We start from the raw sequence: 20,541 nt of genomic DNA on the forward strand, positions 1-20,541 counted from the left end.
TTTATACTATTTCATTTTGATTACCTTTGTATCAGCACCATAACCAGCCCAAATTCCTAAGCCTCCTTTTATATTCGATTTTAGATTAAAAGTGGCTGGAAACAATGGATTTTGGCCATTTAAAATATCATTTTGCCAGCTGTTCCAAAATTCATAACTCTTTTTTTCTAATGTTCTTAATTTTACTTCTACAATTTTACCTGATGGAAAATAGGTTTCGGTATTTTCTACTGGATAAAATTGAATGCCTTTTAGTAAATTCAACTTTACATTTTTTGTAGTAAATGTTTCGTCATCAATTGTACCATATAGAGTCGGGATAAATAATGAGTCTTTTCCCACTATTTTAGTTGCTATTTGATAATAATTTTTGCTATCAGGATCTATAAACGCTATTCCTATTTTTCTTTTAAAATCATCTATTTTTTCAATAGCTAATTCTTTTATCGATACAGATTCAGGAATAGTTGTTTCAGCTCTTAATTCTTTTCCATTAAATTCTATCGTTAAAGTATAAGTAAATCCTTTTTTACCTATTATATTTTCTCCTGTATAAATAAAAGGAGGAATATAACCATTTACCATTTTTAGATGCAATATTTCAGCATTTATCCCATCTGAAACAGTCACTTTAGCTGCTCTTATAAAATATTTATCAATATTATTTTGGTTAAAATTAGTGTTAGTGGGTATACTTTTTGATAAAATTACATTTGCCACACCATTTTCTTCAATCCAACCTTCAACGATTAATTTGGACTCTGAAACTTTTGTACTATTTGTGTCTTCTTGGCAAGAATAAAAAGAAAACATAATTACAGTAACTTTTAAACTAAAATTTAAAATACCAATTAATCGAGGGGATAATTTTATAAAATACTTTATCTGTTTTAGTAATAGATAATTGTTCTTCATTTTTTTCAAAATTGATAGATTGATAAACTGGATTTTTGACATTAAATAAGTTATAAATACTAAAGGTAATCTTACTTTCTTTTTGTACATTTTTAATAATCCAGAAATTAAAAGAAAGATCTGTCCTATTATAAAAAGGAAGTTGAGCTTTATTGTATTGATTATATTCTTTTACAGGTACATTGTTTATGAAATAAATCTGATCTGAAGAAGTAAATCGGTTTCCCGAACTTACTATTTGTGTCAATCCTACTATAATTTTTGGAGTAAAACTATATGTTAAAGTTGTAGACAAATTATGTCTCCTATCATATTTAGCATAAAAACTACTTCCTCCATCTATATCAGGAAAATTTCGTAATGATTTACTCCAAGTATAACTCATCCATCCTTTAAATTTGCCATTTTCTTTCTTCAATAAAAGCTCCAAACCATAAGCTTTACCATTACCTATAAAAATATCTTTTTCTATAGAAGAGGCTTCATTAAATTGAGAAAGTGCTAATGGATAAATTAATACATTCTTCATTTCATTATAAAAAAAATCAAAATTTAGAATAACATTCTTATTAAAATGATGGTTTATACTAAAAGAGACCTCTTTTGATTTTTGAAAAGGTATATTATTGGTAGATGCAATCCAAAAATCAGTCGGAATTCCTATACTAGAAGTAGTAACTAAACTCAAATGTTGGGTTTTTTGAGCTAAAGTAATATAATAATTTGTACTGCCTTTTTCATTAAAATAAATACCTAGTTTGGGTTCAAAAGAATACTTATTTATATTAGAATGATTAAAATAATTGAAACGAACTCCTGATTTAATATGTATATTATCTACTATAAAAAAATTGAAATCTTGAAAAATTGAAAATAAGTTAGAATTAGTATCCGCATATTTTGTTTTGGGTATAAATCCAAAATTACTCAAATTTAAATTATATGGAGAAATAGAATAATTATTATAACTTAGTCCTGCTTCAGATTTTATTTTATAAATATTATAATTAATCGTGTTTTTTAGGCCAAAATCAACAATGGAAGCATTTATGTTTATAGATAAATCATGCTGAAATATATTCATTATAGATAAACTCTTAGAAAAATATGCGTTTGTAAAAAATTTAAGCTTCTCGTTTTTTTTATAATTAAACTGAGTAGTCCCAATATAGTTTTTCCAAGTTAAATTAATATCAGCAAATAACTCTTGACTATTATATTTCAAGTTATCCTTACTTGTCATAAAATCAAAAATAACACTAGATTTATTATTTATTTTATGTGAAGAAGAAAAATTAACATCCTGAAAATCATAGTTTACATCATTTTTAATATCCAATAATTTAAAGAACTCATCCATATAAGTTTTTCGATATGATAAAGAAAACATCGACTTTTTAAATGGTAATTTTATATTAAACTGTGAAGCTAGTAAACCTAAATTCGCTTGAAAACTAAATTTATCATTAGTTAAAATATTACTCTTAGTGTTTACATAAGCCCCTAAAGTATTACCATTGGCAGAATTTAAGTTTGATTTATCATAAATTAATTCACTTAAATGAAACGAATTATAATAGGGAAATATTCCAAAAAGATGAGTAGAACCATAAACCGGTACATCATTATATTTAAAAATAGAGTGTCCTGCATCACCTCCTCTAATGTATAAATAGCCATTAACATCACCAGAATTTTGAACACCAGGGGTTAGTTGTAACATTTTTGAAACATCAAGAGTACCTGTTAAAGAAGGTAACTCGTTCAATTGAGGTATATTCAGTTTTAAAATACTCTTTTCGTTTTTAAATAATGTTTTTCTTCTATCTTCATTAATTATAATTTCATTAATTTTTGGATTTTGTTTTAAAATAATATTTATATATATATCCTTAGTAATTTTAAAATCAGATTCATAATTTGTATAACCTTCTGCTTCTACTTTAAGATATAGTTTATCTCCCGTTATTTTAAAATTGAAATTACCCAAACTATCCGTTGCAATAGTTTCACTAAAATCTTTAACAGTAAAAGTAACTAATCCCGAAATTGCTCTCTTATTTATATCCTTTATACCACCTTTTATTTGAAAAGTATTTTGAGTCCAAGCAAATGTATTTAAAAGTAGTGTAGAGTATAAAAAAATGGCTTTCAACGGTTTTAATATTTTAAAATTTAATTAACAAATATAACTATTATGACTACTTTTGAAATCTTTAAAATCATTGATTTAATGAAAATATTTCTACCTTATCTACTAGCAGTAAATATCATTTCGTTATTCTTATTCGGTATTGACAAGTTCTTAGCTATTAAAGATAAAAGACGTATACCCGAAAAAGATCTGTTGGGCATGTCACTAATAGGTGGAGCTTTTGGTGGTTTATTGGGGATGTTTGTATTCAAACACAAAACGTCAAAAATGAGTTTTATTTGGCGATTTGCAGTAGTTTTTATTGTTAATGTAGTTGGGGTTTATTTTTTGTTGCGATGAAATTGTAAATTGAGACACAATTTTAATCCACTTATTTTCTTTTAAACCATTTCCTTAAAAGTTTTCAATGCCTTTCCCTAAAAAAATAGTGACTAAAGAAACAAAACTATAGCATGAAAATCAGTTTTTAAAATCAAAACGCCATATTTTGTCGCTTTGGTATACTACATTTGTTTTCAAATAAACAAATATGGCAAAAAAAGATTACCTCAGTCGCTACACTATAATAGTAGATTTATTACGAAAAAGACCTTTAAATTTTGAAGAAATTGATAGCAGTCTAAGAAGTAAAGACATCTATATCAGTAAAAAGACATTTCAAAGAGATAAAGTTGACATTGAAAGTTTGTGGGGCATAGAAATCAAATTTGATAGAAAACAAAATGCTTATACAATAAATGAAGAGTTACTTGATGAAAAATTTGATAGAATTGCCGAATCATTTAATATCATTTCTGCTTTAAATCAGCATACCGAAATTTCAAAATATATTTTTTTAGAACAACGAAAATCTAAAGGTAGTGAACTATTTTATGGAATTATTCATGCTATTCAAAACCAGTTGATAATCACTTTTCAACATGAAAGCTATTGGAATAATGATATAAAGCAAAGAAAATGTGTACCTATAGCCATCAAAGAAGCACAAAACCGCTGGTATTTAATTGCATATGACCTTGAAAAAAATGACTTTAGAAACTTTGGTCTAGACAGGATTTCAGCATTAGTAATAACAAAGAATATACATAAAGCACCCTACTTAGACGTCAAACATGCCTATGAAAATGCTTTTGGGATTGAATGTTATGAAACAGCTCAAAAAGTAGTGTTAGAAGTAAACTTATCTCAAAAAAAATACTTCGAATCCTTACCATTACATCATTCTCAAAAAATAACAACTATAAAAGAGAATACTTTTATAGTAGAATATTTTATACATCCAACCTATGATTTTAAAATGGAATTATTGCGTTTTGGTGATAACTTAGAAGTCTTAGAACCTGAATGCTATAGAAATGAAATAAAAAAAATTGTGCAAAAAATGTTAGAGAATTATCAAAACCTTAATAATTGATAAAAAAAACATGAAAAAACTAAATACATTTACGGCTATAGATTTTGAAACAGCAAGTGGAGAATCAGCATCAATCTGCCAAGTAGGACTAGTACGAGTAGAAAACGGGGTTTACACAAAAGAGATTAATCTGTTAGTGCAACCACCTAATAATTTTTATTGGAGTAGATTTATTGATATACATGGCATTACTCCACAAATGACTTTAAATGCACCTTTATTTAAAGATATCTGGCATGAAATTGAACCTTATATAACTAATCACGTCGTGGTAGCACATAACGGAAAGTCATTTGATTTTCCCGTTTTAAAAAAAACTTTAGCTTTTTACAATATAGAAAACCCTAATTACGTGATGCAGGATACATATAAAATTTACGGAGAAAAATTATCCACATTATGTAAAAAACATAAAATAGAGCTTAAACATCATGATGCTTTAAGCGATGCGAAAGCCTGCGCTGAATTATATTTAAATCACCTAAATAACTAAAAAATGAATGAAATTAAAAACTTACTAAATAGTGTTAATTCAATAAAAAATAAATACGATGATTTAGCTGAATATAGTGGAGAAAACTTTAATGTTTTTGATATACTTGGAATATATTCAGATGAACTAAGTCATTCGGCAATACTCGGTCATTTATTAAATACAAAAGGAAAACATGGTCAAAAAGACATCTTTTTAAAATTATTTTTAAAGGAAATTGAAAATTCATTTGATAATAAAAATAAACAAAAAATTATCAAAGAATTCAACACAATGAACGCATCAGTTATTGTAGAAAAACATATTGACAAAGTAAATTACGAAAATGAAGAAGGTGGTAGGATAGATATAGTTATAAATGATGGTAAAAATAATATAATTATTGAAAATAAAATTTGGGCAGGAGATCAACCTCAACAATTAAAAAGATACTATAATTACGATAATAATGCACCTATTTTATATCTAACATTAGATGGTAAAACTCCTAGTGATGATTCAAGAAAAGATTTACAAGATACTCAAGATTTCATTTGTGTTTCATATTCAAAATTGATATTTAATTGGCTTGAAAATAGTATAAAAGAGATGACAAACAAGCCAATAATACGAGAAACTTTAAACCAATATTTAGTTACTATAAAACAATTAACAAATCAATCAAATAATAATAAAATGAATAGCGAATTATTAAACTTAATTATAAACAATGAAAAGAATTTTGAAACTTTTAAAACACTATTATCTATAAAAAATGAACCTCTGAAGTTTTTTTTAAAAGAAAAGTTTGTACCCTTTTTAAAAGAAATGGAAGAAAAGTATAGTTTAATACTAAACATTAATGAAGAACCCTTTATAAATTTAGAACAAAATTGGGGAGGTTTTAATTTTTCAAATGAAAAATTAAAACTAAATAATGATTTAAAGATTCAATATTCGTTTAATAATGGAGGAGCAGGTACCTATAATAATTTCATATTTGGATTTCATCCCAAAACTAACGATAACAACTTAAATAATCAATTATTAGAAAAATACAAGCAAGCATTTGGAGCTTATAAATCAAGCCACTGGTTATGTTTTAAAGGCTTTGCAAAATATGAACATTGGCTTGATTTAGAAGTTCAACAAAACCTTATATTTGGAGACTTCCTTACTGATTTTGAAGAAAATTTAAAAAAAATGGTTGATATCGTTAATACAACTTTGTAATATTTTACAATATATTTCGTAACCTTAGTTCAATCTTATATTTAATAACCTCCAAAATAAAAATCAATGAAAAAAGATACCCCTCAACAAACCTCATCAGAGTTCATAAAGAACTTTACTGAAAAAGTACAAATTATCATTGATGAAGCTAAAACCAATCCGAAATCTAACGAAAAAGGTGAGAATTCATTTTGGGAAAAATACCAAGAAAAAATTAAAAAATAGTTTTTTAAGAGACGTCTTTTGACCACCTGACAAGATACTTTTGATGCACTAACTAAAATAAATAAAACATGGGAACAATGGTATCGCATCAAGGCTTATTAATCAGAATTAACACTGTTAAAAATTCTATTGAATTTTCAAAAAATGACGGTAGAAGTTGGCAACATCAAATAAATGTTAACAGCGCTTATGGTCAGTTTTTAGACTTAGTAGATAATGGCTCTGAACTTTTAGCTACTTCTACAAAAGGGATGTATTACTCCAAAAACGCTGGCAAAAGTTGGCAAAAAAGATAATTGAGCCATAAAAAAACCATTAAGTCTTTTGTACAGACTTAATGGTTTTTACAAATTACTGTTATGAAACTGCCAATGGATTCAATTCCAAAAAAGATAAAAAAGCGCTTAAATCTCTATTATCTTCCTTCAAACACAAAGATGTATAACACAAAGATTTTAAAGGTATAATTTTTATTTGCTTTTTAAAAAATTCAAACTCACACATATCGCGAATTATTCCATTCCAATGTACATAATGTACATTTTTCCGCATTAGCGATTTTGGATATTCTTCTTTTTCAAAACCAGAAAATAGAATGATAAAAATTGTGATTTCACTGTTACTTATTTCAATAGAGTGAGGATGTGGTTTAACTTCTAAATTATCATATAAACAATAGTCTATCATATATGCTAATGCTTGTGCATAATTTTCATACCTCAAATAATCCATGAACAAATTGGTATCCATTCTTTGATAATATAATTCCATATCTTTATTTTTTTTCAAATTTGAAAATTGATAAAGACGTAATGCGTCGTTTATATTTAAAAACTTCAATATTTTATAAAATGTTGAAGGATTACAATATAAAATCCAAATAGTTTTTCCTATTCACTACTTCAAAAGTCGCATCGGGATAGGCTTTGGCAAAAGCAGTAGGAATCTTAGCTTTCTTACTTTCATTCCATTTGAATTCAAAACCAGCCAAATCATCAGCGTTTTCTTCTAACCAATCCAATTCTTGTTGGTCGTAGGTACGCCAGAAATAATTGTTTCTATGCATTTTATGATAATGCTGTTTCTTCATACGTTCAGAAACTAAATAGTTTTCCCATAAATCATCTATATCAGTGCGGTTTTGAAAACTATTAAAATTTTGAATAATAGCATTTCTAATCCCATTATCATAAAAATACCAACGACTGCTTTTGGTTACCTCCTTACGCAAATTTCTCGAAAAACCTTCTACTTTGAAAAGTATGAATACTTTGGTTAATAAATCTAGGTACCGTTCTACTGTATTTTTTGACATCTGAAGTTGATTACCCAGTTCTTGTAGCGAAACTTCTTTACCAATTTGAAAAGCTATCAAACGCAACAAATCGTAAATTTTATTGGAATTCTTAATACCATCAAAAGTCAATATGTCTTTCAATAAATATGAATTTACCATTTCACGTAAATACTTCTGCTTATCGTAAGTAATATCCAAATGTTCTAATTCAGGATAGGCACCATAAACCAAACGTAATTCTAATTTTTCAGTGGTTTGTTTGTAGTTTTCATAATTAGCTAATTCCAGTTGTGCAAATGGATATAAATACAACGTATTTTTTCTCCCCACCAAAGGTTCACCCAACTGATTACTCAAGTCAAACATACTTGAACTAGTAGCTAAAACCTTAATTCCGTCAATGGAATCGACAATTAACTTTAATATCAAACCAATTTCAGGCACGTTTTGCGCTTCATCTATGACTAACAAACTGGTATTTTGTAGCAATCTTTGATAATTTGCTACACTTCTATCTTCTAACAAACGAGCATCAACACTATCTTCTCCATTCAAATGTAAAAACTTGTCTTTGGTTGTTTTTAGATATTGATTAATTAGCTGTGTCTTGCCCACACGTCTTGCTCCTAGTAAAATAAGTACTTTATTAGGTTGCAATAACGAATCAATATCGTCAAAAACGGCTCTTTTATAATAATGTGCCATAGCTTTTATTCTATTCTACAACACAAAGGTAATAAAAAATGTAAATTCAGTCAATGAACTGACGCAATTTATATAAATTCAGTCAATCACGAAGTCTTATTACGGTAATTTCGCTTCATAAAATGTAGTGCTGAAGCGATAACATCACCCATGGAATGAGCTTTTTTGAAATTTACGTCACGGGTAAATTGGTAAATTTCTTGTTTAAGTTGCTGAAGCTTTTCATTTGATGATAACTCCATTGATTTCATGGCTTTCAATAAATCGTTTAAACGCTCTTCTGAACCAACCATTCTTTTAACCATAACCGAACGTTCTTCATTTTGATATTGTTCTATTGAATTCGCTTCTAATTTATCACTTACCAATTGACTGAATAAAAAATTCTCTTTGAATAAATGGGGTTTATACAATTTGAAATCGCCTTCATAACATTGTTGGTCAAAATCGATAGCGCGGATTTTAAAAACCAAATGGTCGTAATCATAAATAGGAATCACCACAAAATTATACGAACGCATATCACCCAACAACCCTATCATACAACGTTCATTGAATTTTACAAACTCTTTGGCTATCTGTGCTTTTTCAGATTCCGTACAATTTTTAAGATGATGTTGCAAAAACATATCACCTGGAATACCAACAATATGCTCTTCAATAAGTGTGTCTTTAAAAACCAAATAATTGATGCGATTGGGCGATAAGATATCTTCTAGTTCTAAACCGAAGATACGCGAAGCGTCGGCTTTTTTTACATAAAAATGGGTGTAATTATCGTTAAGAATGTTACGAACTTTAACACGGAAAGGCTTTGAATTTCCGAAAGTACAGAAATCTATATGGTCAACATTCAAGAACTGAATCTTACTCTCATCACCATCGGCATGTAGTAAAGTATAAATCTTCTTTAAATTATAATCCATTTCAGCCTTTTCATGTTCGTTATAATACACACGAACCCAAAGAGAATCATTTCCTTTGGCATCATATACCACAATCGAACCTTGAAAGCGGAGCAAGTCGTCGTAAAACACATTCGTTTTAGTCAAACGACGGTATTTTTCTAAATAAGTATACAATTCCTCATTGATGGGGTAATACTGTTTTTTAAATAAAGGTTTATCAGAAGACATAATTAAAATATAACATTTTTTTTCTACATTGTTATAAGTAAATATACTATTATTTATTACAGAATTCGTCTATATCTTTGCAGAAAAAAGTTATGGATACCCTACAAATTTTTAGTTACACAGGCGTTTTTGTATTTGCTGTTACAGGTGTTTTAAAAGCAAGAACCAAACGTTTTGATATTTTTGGAGCATCAGTACTTGCTTTTTGTATGGCGTATGGTGGTGGTACACTACGCGATTTGCTAATTGGCGTACGACCTGTTAATTGGGTACACGATAACGTAGCAATTTTCATTGTATTGGGGTCAACAATTATCACTTTTTTCTTCAAATTGAATTCAAGTCTTATCAAAAAATTAATCTTTTGGATAGATGCTTTTGGTATTGGACTATTCACAGTAGTCGGAATACAAGTAACTTTACGAAATGGCATTTCTGATGGTTATGCTTTAATTATGGGAATTATTACGGCAACTTTTGGTGGTTTGTTAAGTGATGTATTATGTAACAAAGTTCCTGCCTTGTTAAAACCTGGTCAATTATATGCTACCGCATGTATTATTGGAGGCGGTTTTTATTTAATTATGGTAAATTATAAAATTCAATCAGAAACCAATATGATTTTAAGTGTCCTAATTACCGCTTCGATTCGTATTTATGCGATTAGAAGAAAATTACAATTGCCAATAATTTAATAAAAGGGCTATTCAAATAAAAATAGCCCTTGAAAAAAATTACTTCATTTGAAGTACACAATCATCTTGCTCTACCATAGAATTTTCTTTCAGTATAACTTTTTGGACTATTCCTTTTTGTGGAGCACAAATTGTGGTTTCCATTTTCATTGCTTCAATAATAAATAACGGTGTATCTTTTTGGACTTCTTCATTTTCGCTAACTAAAATTTTTACTAGTTTGCCTTGTAAAGGTGCTCCTATATCATGGCTTCCAGCTATTTTTACATTTGAAACTTTAGTTGATTGTATTGCATTATCTTTTACAAGTATATTTCTAGTTTGCCCATTAATTTTAAAGAACACTTCTCTAAAACCTTCTTCATTAGGTTCACCCATATAACTGAACTTAATTAGAAGATTTTTTCCTAAGTCTAAATTTACTAAAACTTCTTCATTAGATTGAAGCGGATAATAAAATTGTGGTGTAGGTAATGTTTCTACCAAACCAAAATATTGTCGGAATTTATAAAAATCTTCAAAAACTTTAGGGAACATTATATATGACAATAAATCTTCGGTTGTAAGTGTATCGTCAAATTTTTCTCTAAGTTTTTTTAATTCTATTTCAAAATCAATTGGTTGCAAATGCGCATTTGGTTTATTAGTAAATGGCACTTCATTTTTTAAAATCAATTTCTGAAGTTCTTTAGGAAAACCACCAAACGGTTGACCTAATTCTCCCCTAAATAATTGCTTTACAGATTCAGGAAAAGCTAAGGTTTCTCCTTTTTCCATAACATCTTTTGCTGTTAGATTATTAGATGTCATAAACAAAGCCATATCACCTACTACTTTAGAAGAAGGGGTTACTTTTACAATATCGCCAAATAATTCATTTACGACCACATAATTATTTTTTATAGTTTCGAATTTTTCTTCTAATCCTAAACCACGCGCTTGAGGTAATAAGTTAGAATACTGTCCGCCAGGAATTTCGTGATCATAAACCTCAGCAGTACCCGCTTTTAACTCGCTTTCAAAAGGATAATAATATTCTCTAACCACTTCAAAATAATTAGAATACTCATTTAATTTTTTTAAATCGATAGGACATTCTCGTTCCGTTCCTTGAAGCATAGCTACTACCGAATTAAAGTTAGGTTGCGAAGTTAGTCCGCTCATAGAAGCTAATGCCACATCAACCACATCGACTCCTGCTTCAATAGCTTTTAAGTACGTTGTTGATTGTATAGAAGAGGTGTCGTGCGTATGTAAATGAATAGGAATGGAAATATGTTTCTTTAATTCCTTTATCAAAACCTCAGCCGCATAAGGCTTTAATAAACCTGCCATATCTTTAATAGCTAACATATGTGCACCTGCTTTTTCTAAAGCAATAGCAAGATCAACATAATATTGCAGATTAAATTTAGATCGGTTTGGATTTAAAATATCACCTGTATAACAAATACAAGCTTCGGCAATTGAATTGGTTTTTTCGCGAACCACTTTTATACTATGAGTCATGCCTTCAATCCAGTTTAATGAATCGAAAATTCGGAATACGTCAATTCCGTTTTCGGCACTTTTTATAATAAATTGCTCAATTACATTATCAGGGTAAGCAGCATAACCTACGGCATTACTTCCTCTAAAAAGCATTTGGAGTAAAACATTTGGCACTGCTTTGCGAATCATACGTAAACGTTCCCAAGGATCTTCGTGAAGAAAACGCATCGTAACATCAAAGGTAGCTCCTCCCCAAACTTCTAGCGAAAACAATTCAGGGAAATTTTTACCTATACCTTCGGCAACTTTCATAATATCATTATTACGCAAACGTGTAGCTAATAACGATTGATGCGCATCACGCAATGTAGTATCAGTATAAAATATTTTCTTTTCGTTTTTGATATATTGTATGAACCTATCTCTACCTAATTCATTTAATAAATCTTTGGTTCCTTTAGGATATTCAACAGAATCAACTTTTGGTACAATGGGTTTTCTAAAAACTTTCGTTTTATCAACATATTTCACATCAGGATGGCCATTTACTCTTAATTCTGCTAAATATTTTAACAGCTTTGTTCCTCTATCTTTTGAATAACCATATCTAGGAATCAATAAACTAGGATTATCCTGAATAAAGTTTACCGTAGTTTCTCCGTTTCTAAACGTTTCATTAGACATTACATTTATAAGAAACGGAATATTTGTTTTTACACCCCTTATTCTAAACTCTTCTAAAGTACGACGTAATCTATCTGAAGCGCCTTTTAAAGTTCTTCCACTTGAAGAAACTTTGACTAACATTGAATCGAAAAAAGGCGAAACTTTTACTCCAGGATAACAACTTCCTTCATCTAAACGAATTCCATACCCCCCCGCATTACGATAAGCAATAATAGTTCCGTAATCTGGTTTAAAATCATTTTCTGGATCTTCGGTAGTAATTCGGCATTGTATTGCCCAACCATTACATTTTATATCTTCTTGTTTGTGGATAAAAATTTGACTATGGGTTAAAGGGTGTCCAGCCGCTATAATAATTTGAGAACGTACTATATCTATACCTGTAATTTCTTCTGTAATAGTATGTTCTACTTGAATTCTTGGGTTAACTTCAATAAAATAAATATTCTCTTCTTTATCAACCAAAAACTCAACAGTCCCAGCATTGCTGTAATTTACGTGTTTAGCAATTCTAGTAGCATAATCAAATAATTTCTCTTTTGTTTCAGGTTTTAAAATAGAAGGGGCAACTTCTATAACTTTTTGAAATCGTCTTTGTACGGAACAATCTCTTTCATACAAATGCACAATATTTCCATAATTGTCACCTAAAATTTGAACTTCGATATGTTTAGGGTTTTCAACAAATTTTTCAATAAACATCGTATCATCACCAAAAGCTTTTTGTGCTTCACTTTTAGCATTAACAAATGCCATTTGCATTTTCTCTGCATCGTGAACCACACGCATTCCACGACCACCACCTCCAGCAGCCGCTTTTAGCATTACTGGATAACCTATAGCTTGTGCTTCGTGTAATGCATTTTCAATAGTTACTAAATCTTTTTTAGAATCCTGAATTAAAGGTACTCCTATTGCTCTCGCAACTTTTTTTGCCGCTACCTTATCACCTAATTGTAGCATTGCTTCTACCCTTGGCCCTACAAAAATGATTCCTTCTTCTTGACAACGTCTGGCAAAATCTACATTTTCAGATAAAAAGCCATAACCAGGATGTATTGCATCTACTTGATTTTCTTTGGCAATTTTGATAATTTCTTCAATGTCTAGGTAAGGTTTTAAAGGCTCTGATTCGTCGCCTATTTGAAAACTTTGGTCGGCTTTGTAGCGGTGTAATGAATAACGGTCTTCAAAAGTATAAACGGCTACGGTGCTAATTTTTAATTCGGTTGCTGCTCTAAATACACGAATAGCAATTTCTCCACGATTAGCTACTAGTAGCTTCGTAATAGTTGTAATTTTCATTTTGTTATATTGTTGTAGTTAAAACGTAAATATATAATTTTTTATTATGCGTGCATAATAAAAAATATTAAAATAACATTTCTTCTAACCAATCAATATACTCATAACAAATAAATTATATGGTAGTAATACAATATCTAATTAATCTTGTACAATAAACTCCTTAGGGTCTTCTTTTTTATATTCGGGTTGGATATTAATGTGATTTATCCCAAATTTTTGAAAAAGTACACTTTCTATTTGGTGAAGTAAATCGTTAAATTCACTCATTCTAATATCTTCTGCACAATCTAAATGAGCTTCTAAATGCAATTCTTCTTCGTTCAAATACCATACATGTATATGATGTAACTTACCTACACCTGGAATTTTATGTACTTCTCTTACTATTGTTTTAATATCTATTTCTTCTGGTGTAAAGAGCATCAACATTTTAGTAGAAGATTTTAATAAATCGATACCCACATAAATCAAATAGATAGATATTAACAAAGTCATTACACTATCTACCCAAAACCATCCATAGAATTTCATCAGTAAGCCACCAACCAAAACCGCAACCGACGCCATCATATCGGTCAACAAATGCAGATAAGCCGATTTCATATTCAAATTATGTTCTGCATCTTTTTGTAATAAAAGTACCGAAAGTCCATTCGCAACAATACCTAAAAGTGCTAACCAAATTACCAAATTAGATTGAATGGGCTCAGGATGAAAAAATCGTTTGATAGCTTCAAAGCCTAAGATAACGGCAACAATTAACAAAGTCATCGCATTGACAAAAGCCGAAATTAGCTCGGCACGTTTGTAACCAAAAGTTTGGTCTATCGATGCTTTTCTTCTGGATAATTTATGCGCCACCAAACTAAAAACAAGTGACAATACATCCGAAAAATTATGCAACGCATCTGATATTAATGCTAAACTTCCTGATAACAAGCCTCCAATTGCTTGAGCAATAGTAATTAACATATTTAAGAAAATAGAAAAAACTAAATTCTTACCTTTTACTTCGTGTTTATGAATGTGGACATCACGGTGGGAGTTCGACATAAATTACAATTTTATTGACAAAAAAAGTCACTTCTCCATTTAGAAGAAATGACATTAAAAGAATTATTATTAAAAAATTACTTACAAGCTATCTTCTTTACTCTATTAGCGTGTCTTCCTCCTTCAAATGGTGTATCTAAAAAGGCTTCCACCATAGCAACTGCTTGAGGAATTGAAGTGTAACGTGCTGGAATACTAATCACATTCGCATCGTTATGTTGACGCGCCAATTCTGCAATTTCTACAGTCCAACATAAAGCACAACGAATATCTTGGTGTTTATTAGCCGTCATAGCAATTCCGTTACCACTTCCACAAATTACAATACCAAAATCAGCTTTTTTACTTTCCACATCATAAGCAACTGGATGTCCAAAATCAGGATAATCCACACTATCAAAAGCGTCTGTGCCATGATTGATTACCGTATGGCCGTTGTTTTCTAAATATTGTACAATAGCATTTTTATAATCAGGACCTGCGTGGTCGTTTCCAATTGAAATAATCATAATTAAAATTTTGTGTTGTCCTACAAAAGTACAGAATTATCTATGATTATATCTAAAAATCACGAACAGGATTCGATTTCTAATAATGAAAAATGATAGACTAGCAAAAATCTAAAATCAATAAAAGTCTAGTAATTAAAATATATAAAAGGTTATAATTGAAAGTTTCTTTCCGTCCAAAAGTGTCATAATTTATTTTTTAAACAAACCTATTATATTGAAATTTTCTAATTTAAATAAAAAATATCAACAAACTTTTTAGATAAAAAAATGATATGAAGTAAAAATAATGGCTCATTTAAACATAAACTCGTTATGCATTTATATCTATCATTTAACCCAGATTTCAAGAAAGTATTGTTCTTTGACAAATGAGAGCTAACTTGTACTTGCGAGCGAAGCCTATGTATAAAATGGTGAATTTATCCCCTCCCAGATTTTGGCTGAAATGTAAAAAGGCTTCCATTTGGAAGTCCTTTGAGACAATCAATGATGAAACACCATGTTATCTCGTATAGAATAATTTTAGCTAAGTTAGATAGAATTACGCATTAGAAATCTATTCCACTTTATTTTTCTTCAAATTCAAGCACGTATTCAAATTTTAATCATCAAAATAGTTCACTATTTCTTCTTCTAAAATTTTCCGTGAGCACTTGAATTTATTGAAAAATTTTGTTTCACAACGAAGTCTAATGCAAAATCTGGGTTTAATCCTCTACCTTTGCACAAAAAAATTATAATATATGAAAAAAAAACACATTACACTACTTCTACTTTGTTTGAGTACATTATCGTTTGCTCAAACATTTCAAAACAACGGTATATATTATACAATTATAGATACAATGAATTTTTATGCAGAAGTTGGTAATAATCCAGGTTTTAAAGGGGTTGCTAATATTCCTTCAACAGTAACATATAACAATCAAAGTTATAAAGTAAAAAGTATAGGAGATTATGCTTTTTATAATTGCTCTAGGTTAATTTCAATAAATATTCCCAATTTAGTAACAAATATTGGAGCATTTGCTTTGGGAAATTGTAATGCAATAACTTCTATAACCATTCCTAATTCGGTAACAAGTATTGGTCGAGGTGCCTTTGGTGGTTGTGAAAACTTAACATCTGTAAACATTCCTAATTCAATAACGAGCATTTCAGGATCTGTATTTACAGGTTGTCAAAAATTAACTTCTGTAACCATTCCTAATTCGATAAAGAGTATAGGAGATAATGCGTTTAGTAATTGTACAAAATTAACTTCTATTACCATTCCTAGTTCAGTAACGAGTATTGGTGATTCTGCTTTCTTTAATTGTTATGGATTAACATCAATTACCATTCCTAATTCGGTAACAAATATTGTATCATATGCTTTTGCATATTGTACTGGATTGAAATCTGTTAACATTCCAAATTCAATAACGAAGATTGATAGCTCAGTTTTTTCAGGTTGCTCCGGATTAACATCTATTTCTATTCCAAGTTCAATTACGAGTATCGAAGATTATGCTTTTAGTAATTGTACAAAATTAACTAGTATAGAATGTGCTATTGCTTCTCCACTTTTCATTAATTCTAATGTTTTTCAATATGTTAATCAAAATGCTTGTACTTTAAATGTTCCTTCAGGTACTAGAACCGCTTATCAAGCTGCACCTGTATGGCAAGATTTTAATCCTATTAACGATGGTACTTTAGCCTCTAATAGCTTTGTAAAAGATAATTTCACTATCTATCCTATTCCAGCTAAAGATTTTATAAATATTGCTATAGAAAACAATTTACAATTAGAAAAAGTTACTATTTACAATCTTTTAGGGCAAGTAGTAAAAACTGGAAATACTACTGTTATTTCAACTAACGACTTAACAAAAGGAACTTATTTTACTGAGGTAGTTACTACTCAAGGTAAAGCTTCAAAACAAATTGTTGTGGAGTAAAACTAAAAATAAATATGTTTTAAAAGTCAGCTTACCAGCTGACTTTTTATTTTATTTGTTATAAAAATAAAATAAAAATGAAATTTTGTGCAACTATAGAAACTTTTTTACTTTCCACATCATACGGCTACTGGATGTCCAAAATCAGGATAATCCACACTATCAAAAGCGTCTGTGCCATGATTGATTACCGTATGGCCGTTGTTTTCTAAATATTGTACAATAGCATTTTTATAATCAGGATCTGCGTGGTCGTTTCCAATTGAAATAATCATAATAATTAAACGTTGTTTTGTATACTACAAAAATAAATAATAATACATTATTTATACATTACTCTTTAGCTATTTTAGTAAAAGGTAACTATATTACATTTTGTAATTCTTGATATTAATAAGGTTTTTATACACATATCTTGTATCATTACAACAATTATCTAATAATCAAATACTTGCATAGTTATTAACAAAGTAGTTAATAACGTAAAATCTTATTTTTCAATGATTTATAAATTTAAAAAGACAGCGTTTTTTAGGTTGTTAACAAACCAAAAAACAGTCTTGATTTTCAAGGGTTTGTCGTCTAATAAAAATTGTTAATAAGTATTAAGAGAAAAATAAAACTTTTTTTGGAGGATATTGTTTTTTTTACAATTGAAAATTGTTTCTGATTACGCAAGAAAAGTTTTAGCAACTTTTAGAAAAAATATCCAATGCTTTTTTATAGTTATTAACAACAATTAACAATCTAAGTTTTTAAAAAAAAGAACCAAAACACAAAAACAAACAATTGTTAATAACCTACACCAAATAACTAAAAAACAATACATTAATCATTTAATAAACTGTTAATATCGTTGTATAACTTCATAAAACTCAATTATCAAAATATAAATTAAAAAGTTTTAAGCCTTATTAACATCCTATCATAATCATCAAATTTTATTTTTTTAAAAAATCTTCTTTTTTATTTTTTTAGTTATTGTTAAAAACTTTAATTTTTTGAAAAAGATAAATAGATGTATTTTTTTCAAATGTTAGTTTTATATTAAAACTTGTAACTTATAACTTATAACTTATAACTATTTTGTACTTTTCAGCGATATTTAAAAATTAAAGATGAGTAAAAAGCCTAGAAGATTTAGTAAAGGAGTAAAAGACTTTTCGGGAAAAATTTTGAAAATACTTTCTAAAGAACCTAATAAGCCGTTTAATTACAAGCAAATTGCAGCTCGTTTAGATGTAGATGATACTAAAAGTAGAAATGAAATTATAAAAGATTTAAAAATTTTAGCTTCTAAAAAACAAATTCTTGAAATAGAACCTGGTAAATATATTGTAAAAGCACAGAGTCAGGATTACTATGAAGGGATTATTGATATGACTACCCGTAAAACCGCTTATTTGTTATGTGAAGATTTTGAGGAAGATGTGTTTATTCCTTTTGCCAATTTGAATCATGCTTTACATGGGGATAAGGTAAAAGTGTATGTGTACAACCGTCGTAGTGGGAAACGTCCAGAAGCTGAAGTGATTGAAGTAGTGGAACGTGAACGCATGGAATTTGTTGGTGTTATTGATGTTCAAAAGAACTTCGCTTTTGTAACTACTGCCAATCCAAAGATGTACACCGATATTTTTATTCCAAAAGAAAAAATGGGAGAAGCTAAAAACGGTGATGTTGTTTTAGTAAAAATTGAAGATTGGCCTAAAAAAGCCGATTCTCCTTTTGGAACGGTGGTAAAAGTATTGGGGCGTCCTGGTGAACATGATACCGAAATTCACGCCATTCTTGCAGAATATGGTTTGCCTTATGATTTCCCAGTAGAAGTGGAAGCCTATGCTAAAAAGTTGGATACTTCCATTCAACCCGATGAAATTGCGAAGCGTCGTGATATGCGTAACGTATTGACTTTCACGATTGACCCGAAGGATGCCAAAGATTTTGACGATGCGCTTTCTTTCCAAGTTTTAGAAAATGGAAATTATGAAATTGGCGTGCACATTGCCGATGTATCGCATTATGTGCAGGAAGGAACTATCCTTGATGATGAAGCTTTCAAACGCGCTACTTCAGTATATTTGGTTGACCGTGTAGTACCTATGTTGCCAGAAGTCTTGAGTAACTTCGCATGTTCGTTACGTCCGCATGAAGAAAAATATACGTTTTCAGCTGTATTTGAAATCAATGCAAAAGCACAAGTGGTAAACCAATGGTTTGGTCGTACGGTTATTTATTCTGACCAACGTTTTGCTTATGAAGAAGCGCAACATATTATCGAATCGAAAGGAAATACTATTCCAGCTGAAATTTCATTGTCTGGAGAGGAGTATATTGTTAAAAATGAAATTGTTGAAGCTACTTTAAAATTAGATGAATTGGCTAAAATTTTAAGAAGAAACCGTATGAATAATGGTGCGATTTCTTTTGATAAAGTGGAAGTTAAATTCAAATTAGATGAAAATGATGAACCTGTTGGCGTGTATTTTAAAATAGCTAAAGATGCTAATCATCTGATTGAAGAATTCATGTTGTTAGCTAACAGAAAAGTGGCTGAATTCATTGGGAAACAAAAGAAAACTTTTGTGTATCGTATTCACGATGAACCAGATGAAAACAAGTTAATGAACTTACAAGGTGTCATTTCTAAGTTTGGTTATTCGTTAAATTTCAAATCAAAAGATACGATTTCTAAATCCTTGAATAGTTTATTAGAAAATGTTGTAGGGAAAAAAGAGCAAAATATGGTGGATACTTTAGCTATCCGAACCATGAGTAAAGCCAAATATTCTACCGACAATATTGGACATTACGGATTAGCTTTCGATTATTATTCGCATTTTACTTCACCTATTCGTCGTTATCCTGATGTTATGGTACACCGTTTGCTACAACAGTATTTGGATGGCGCTAAAAGTGCCGATGAAGAAGCCTATGAAGAAAAATGTGTGCATTCATCCAATATGGAAAATAGTGCTTCAAATGCCGAACGCGATTCTATCAAATACATGCAAGTGAAATACATGCAAGACCACAAAGATCAAGAGTTTTTAGGTGTTATTTCTGGAGTAACTGAATGGGGGATTTATGTAGAAATTGTTGAAAACAAATGTGAAGGTATGATTCGCATTCGTGAAATAAAAGAAGACTATTATACGTTTGATGAAAAGCAATATGCTTTGGTTGGTCAAATAACTAAAGATTTATTGCAGTTAGGTGATGAAGTTTGGGTAAAAGTGAAGAATGCTGACTTAGTGAAAAAACAATTGGATTATCATTTTATTAGAAGAAATTAAGTGA

At 29.5% G+C, this 20,541-nt stretch carries 17 protein-coding genes and 1 pseudogene; 9 read left to right on the top strand and 9 right to left on the bottom strand.

Annotated elements, in window-relative coordinates; all coding sequences use genetic code 11:
* Window positions 1-6 precede the first annotated feature (6 nt).
* Window positions 7-915, bottom strand: coding sequence for a DUF4249 domain-containing protein (locus NAB20_RS03575; RefSeq protein ID WP_164849106.1), 909 nt, complete (start codon window positions 913-915; stop codon window positions 7-9).
* A complete protein-coding gene (locus NAB20_RS03580) occupies window positions 833-3,070 on the bottom strand; it encodes a TonB-dependent receptor plug domain-containing protein (RefSeq protein WP_375605516.1) in 2,238 nt (745 codons plus the stop codon). Before NAB20_RS03580 ends, NAB20_RS03575 begins: the two co-directional genes overlap by 83 nt.
* A 42-nt stretch (window positions 3,071-3,112) precedes the next feature.
* Here NAB20_RS03580 and NAB20_RS03585 point away from each other — a divergent pair, with 42 nt between their 5' ends.
* The 6 genes from NAB20_RS03585 (at window position 3,113) to NAB20_RS03610 (ending at window position 6,710) form a co-directional block, all read left to right on the top strand.
* Entirely contained in the window at window positions 3,113-3,409 is a 297-nt protein-coding gene (locus NAB20_RS03585) for a DUF1294 domain-containing protein (RefSeq protein ID WP_375605517.1), read from the top strand.
* Between the two features lie 190 nt (window positions 3,410-3,599).
* On the top strand, window positions 3,600-4,484 hold the full coding sequence (locus tag NAB20_RS03590) for a helix-turn-helix transcriptional regulator (protein WP_375605518.1): 885 nt from the start codon (window positions 3,600-3,602) through the stop codon (window positions 4,482-4,484).
* A gap of 10 nt (window positions 4,485-4,494) precedes the next feature.
* The gene (locus NAB20_RS03595) at window positions 4,495-4,977 is read left to right on the top strand and encodes a 3'-5' exonuclease (RefSeq protein ID WP_375605519.1); all 483 of its coding nucleotides are present in this window, start codon (window positions 4,495-4,497) and stop codon (window positions 4,975-4,977) included.
* 3 nt (window positions 4,978-4,980) lie between these two features.
* The gene (locus NAB20_RS03600; RefSeq protein ID WP_375605520.1) at window positions 4,981-6,189 is read left to right on the top strand and encodes a PD-(D/E)XK nuclease family protein; all 1,209 of its coding nucleotides are present in this window, start codon (window positions 4,981-4,983) and stop codon (window positions 6,187-6,189) included.
* 66 nt (window positions 6,190-6,255) lie between these two features.
* A complete protein-coding gene (locus NAB20_RS03605) occupies window positions 6,256-6,414 on the top strand; it encodes a hypothetical protein (RefSeq protein WP_375605521.1) in 159 nt (52 codons plus the stop codon).
* Window positions 6,415-6,491: 77 nt separating this feature from the next.
* Window positions 6,492-6,710, top strand: coding sequence for a hypothetical protein (locus NAB20_RS03610; RefSeq protein WP_375605522.1), 219 nt, complete (start codon window positions 6,492-6,494; stop codon window positions 6,708-6,710).
* Window positions 6,711-6,771: 61 nt separating this feature from the next.
* On the opposite strand, the gene NAB20_RS03615 is transcribed toward NAB20_RS03610, so the two are convergent.
* From NAB20_RS03615 to NAB20_RS03625, 3 genes are all read right to left on the bottom strand, one after another.
* Entirely contained in the window at window positions 6,772-7,185 is a 414-nt protein-coding gene (locus NAB20_RS03615) for a hypothetical protein (protein WP_375605523.1), read from the bottom strand.
* Window positions 7,186-7,276: 91 nt separating this feature from the next.
* Entirely contained in the window at window positions 7,277-8,416 is a 1,140-nt protein-coding gene (locus tag NAB20_RS03620) for an ATP-binding protein (RefSeq protein WP_375605524.1), read from the bottom strand.
* A gap of 86 nt (window positions 8,417-8,502) precedes the next feature.
* On the bottom strand, window positions 8,503-9,552 hold the full coding sequence (locus NAB20_RS03625) for a hypothetical protein (protein ID WP_375605525.1): 1,050 nt from the start codon (window positions 9,550-9,552) through the stop codon (window positions 8,503-8,505).
* 92 nt (window positions 9,553-9,644) lie between these two features.
* Here NAB20_RS03625 and NAB20_RS03630 point away from each other — a divergent pair, with 92 nt between their 5' ends.
* Complete coding sequence (locus tag NAB20_RS03630; protein WP_088392574.1) at window positions 9,645-10,247, top strand: trimeric intracellular cation channel family protein; 603 nt, start codon at window positions 9,645-9,647, stop codon at window positions 10,245-10,247.
* Window positions 10,248-10,286: 39 nt separating this feature from the next.
* Here NAB20_RS03630 and NAB20_RS03635 read toward each other — a convergent pair whose 3' ends face one another.
* The 3 genes from NAB20_RS03635 to rpiB all read right to left on the bottom strand — a co-directional run bounded on the left by NAB20_RS03635 (window position 10,287) and on the right by rpiB (window position 15,295).
* Window positions 10,287-13,730, bottom strand: coding sequence for a pyruvate carboxylase (locus tag NAB20_RS03635; protein WP_375605526.1), 3,444 nt, complete (start codon window positions 13,728-13,730; stop codon window positions 10,287-10,289).
* Window positions 13,731-13,871: 141 nt separating this feature from the next.
* A complete protein-coding gene (locus tag NAB20_RS03640) occupies window positions 13,872-14,786 on the bottom strand; it encodes a cation diffusion facilitator family transporter (RefSeq protein ID WP_105195354.1) in 915 nt (304 codons plus the stop codon).
* 77 nt (window positions 14,787-14,863) lie between these two features.
* Window positions 14,864-15,295 (bottom strand): ribose 5-phosphate isomerase B, encoded by a 432-nt coding sequence (gene rpiB, locus NAB20_RS03645; RefSeq protein WP_105195355.1) that lies wholly within the window; start codon window positions 15,293-15,295, stop codon window positions 14,864-14,866.
* A gap of 746 nt (window positions 15,296-16,041) precedes the next feature.
* Between rpiB and NAB20_RS03650 the strand changes: the two genes are divergently transcribed.
* The gene (locus tag NAB20_RS03650) at window positions 16,042-17,241 is read left to right on the top strand and encodes a leucine-rich repeat protein (RefSeq protein WP_375605527.1); all 1,200 of its coding nucleotides are present in this window, start codon (window positions 16,042-16,044) and stop codon (window positions 17,239-17,241) included.
* A gap of 125 nt (window positions 17,242-17,366) precedes the next feature.
* On the opposite strand, the pseudogene NAB20_RS03655 reads toward NAB20_RS03650, so the two are convergent.
* Window positions 17,367-17,516, bottom strand: a pseudogene (locus tag NAB20_RS03655) (RpiB/LacA/LacB family sugar-phosphate isomerase); the annotation flags it as partial.
* Between the two features lie 843 nt (window positions 17,517-18,359).
* Here NAB20_RS03655 and rnr point away from each other — a divergent pair.
* Window positions 18,360-20,537 carry a ribonuclease R gene (gene rnr, locus NAB20_RS03660; RefSeq protein ID WP_105195356.1) on the top strand — a complete coding sequence of 726 codons (2,178 nt, stop codon included), beginning with the start codon at window positions 18,360-18,362 and terminating at the stop codon, window positions 20,535-20,537.
* Window positions 20,538-20,541: the final 4 nt, after the last annotated feature.

This window comes from Flavobacterium davisii, from assembly GCF_042182265.1.
In the GTDB taxonomy this organism is placed as follows: domain Bacteria; phylum Bacteroidota; class Bacteroidia; order Flavobacteriales; family Flavobacteriaceae; genus Flavobacterium; species Flavobacterium davisii.

Coding starts and splice junctions, on each gene's coding strand:
- NAB20_RS03630 (WP_088392574.1), top strand. CDS start 9,645: ATGGATACCCTACAAATTTTTAGTTACACAGGCGTTTTTGTATTTGCT.
- NAB20_RS03605 (WP_375605521.1), top strand. CDS start 6,256: ATGAAAAAAGATACCCCTCAACAAACCTCATCAGAGTTCATAAAGAAC.
- NAB20_RS03625 (WP_375605525.1), bottom strand. CDS start 9,552: ATGTCTTCTGATAAACCTTTATTTAAAAAACAGTATTACCCCATCAAT.
- NAB20_RS03585 (WP_375605517.1), top strand. CDS start 3,113: ATGACTACTTTTGAAATCTTTAAAATCATTGATTTAATGAAAATATTT.
- NAB20_RS03615 (WP_375605523.1), bottom strand. CDS start 7,185: ATGGAATTATATTATCAAAGAATGGATACCAATTTGTTCATGGATTAT.
- NAB20_RS03635 (WP_375605526.1), bottom strand. CDS start 13,730: ATGAAAATTACAACTATTACGAAGCTACTAGTAGCTAATCGTGGAGAA.
- NAB20_RS03595 (WP_375605519.1), top strand. CDS start 4,495: ATGAAAAAACTAAATACATTTACGGCTATAGATTTTGAAACAGCAAGT.
- rnr (WP_105195356.1), top strand. CDS start 18,360: ATGAGTAAAAAGCCTAGAAGATTTAGTAAAGGAGTAAAAGACTTTTCG.
- NAB20_RS03610 (WP_375605522.1), top strand. CDS start 6,492: ATGGTATCGCATCAAGGCTTATTAATCAGAATTAACACTGTTAAAAAT.
- NAB20_RS03650 (WP_375605527.1), top strand. CDS start 16,042: ATGAAAAAAAAACACATTACACTACTTCTACTTTGTTTGAGTACATTA.
- NAB20_RS03575 (WP_164849106.1), bottom strand. CDS start 915: ATGAAGAACAATTATCTATTACTAAAACAGATAAAGTATTTTATAAAA.
- rpiB (WP_105195355.1), bottom strand. CDS start 15,295: ATGATTATTTCAATTGGAAACGACCACGCAGGTCCTGATTATAAAAAT.
- NAB20_RS03620 (WP_375605524.1), bottom strand. CDS start 8,416: ATGGCACATTATTATAAAAGAGCCGTTTTTGACGATATTGATTCGTTA.
- NAB20_RS03590 (WP_375605518.1), top strand. CDS start 3,600: ATGGCAAAAAAAGATTACCTCAGTCGCTACACTATAATAGTAGATTTA.
- NAB20_RS03600 (WP_375605520.1), top strand. CDS start 4,981: ATGAATGAAATTAAAAACTTACTAAATAGTGTTAATTCAATAAAAAAT.
- NAB20_RS03640 (WP_105195354.1), bottom strand. CDS start 14,786: ATGTCGAACTCCCACCGTGATGTCCACATTCATAAACACGAAGTAAAA.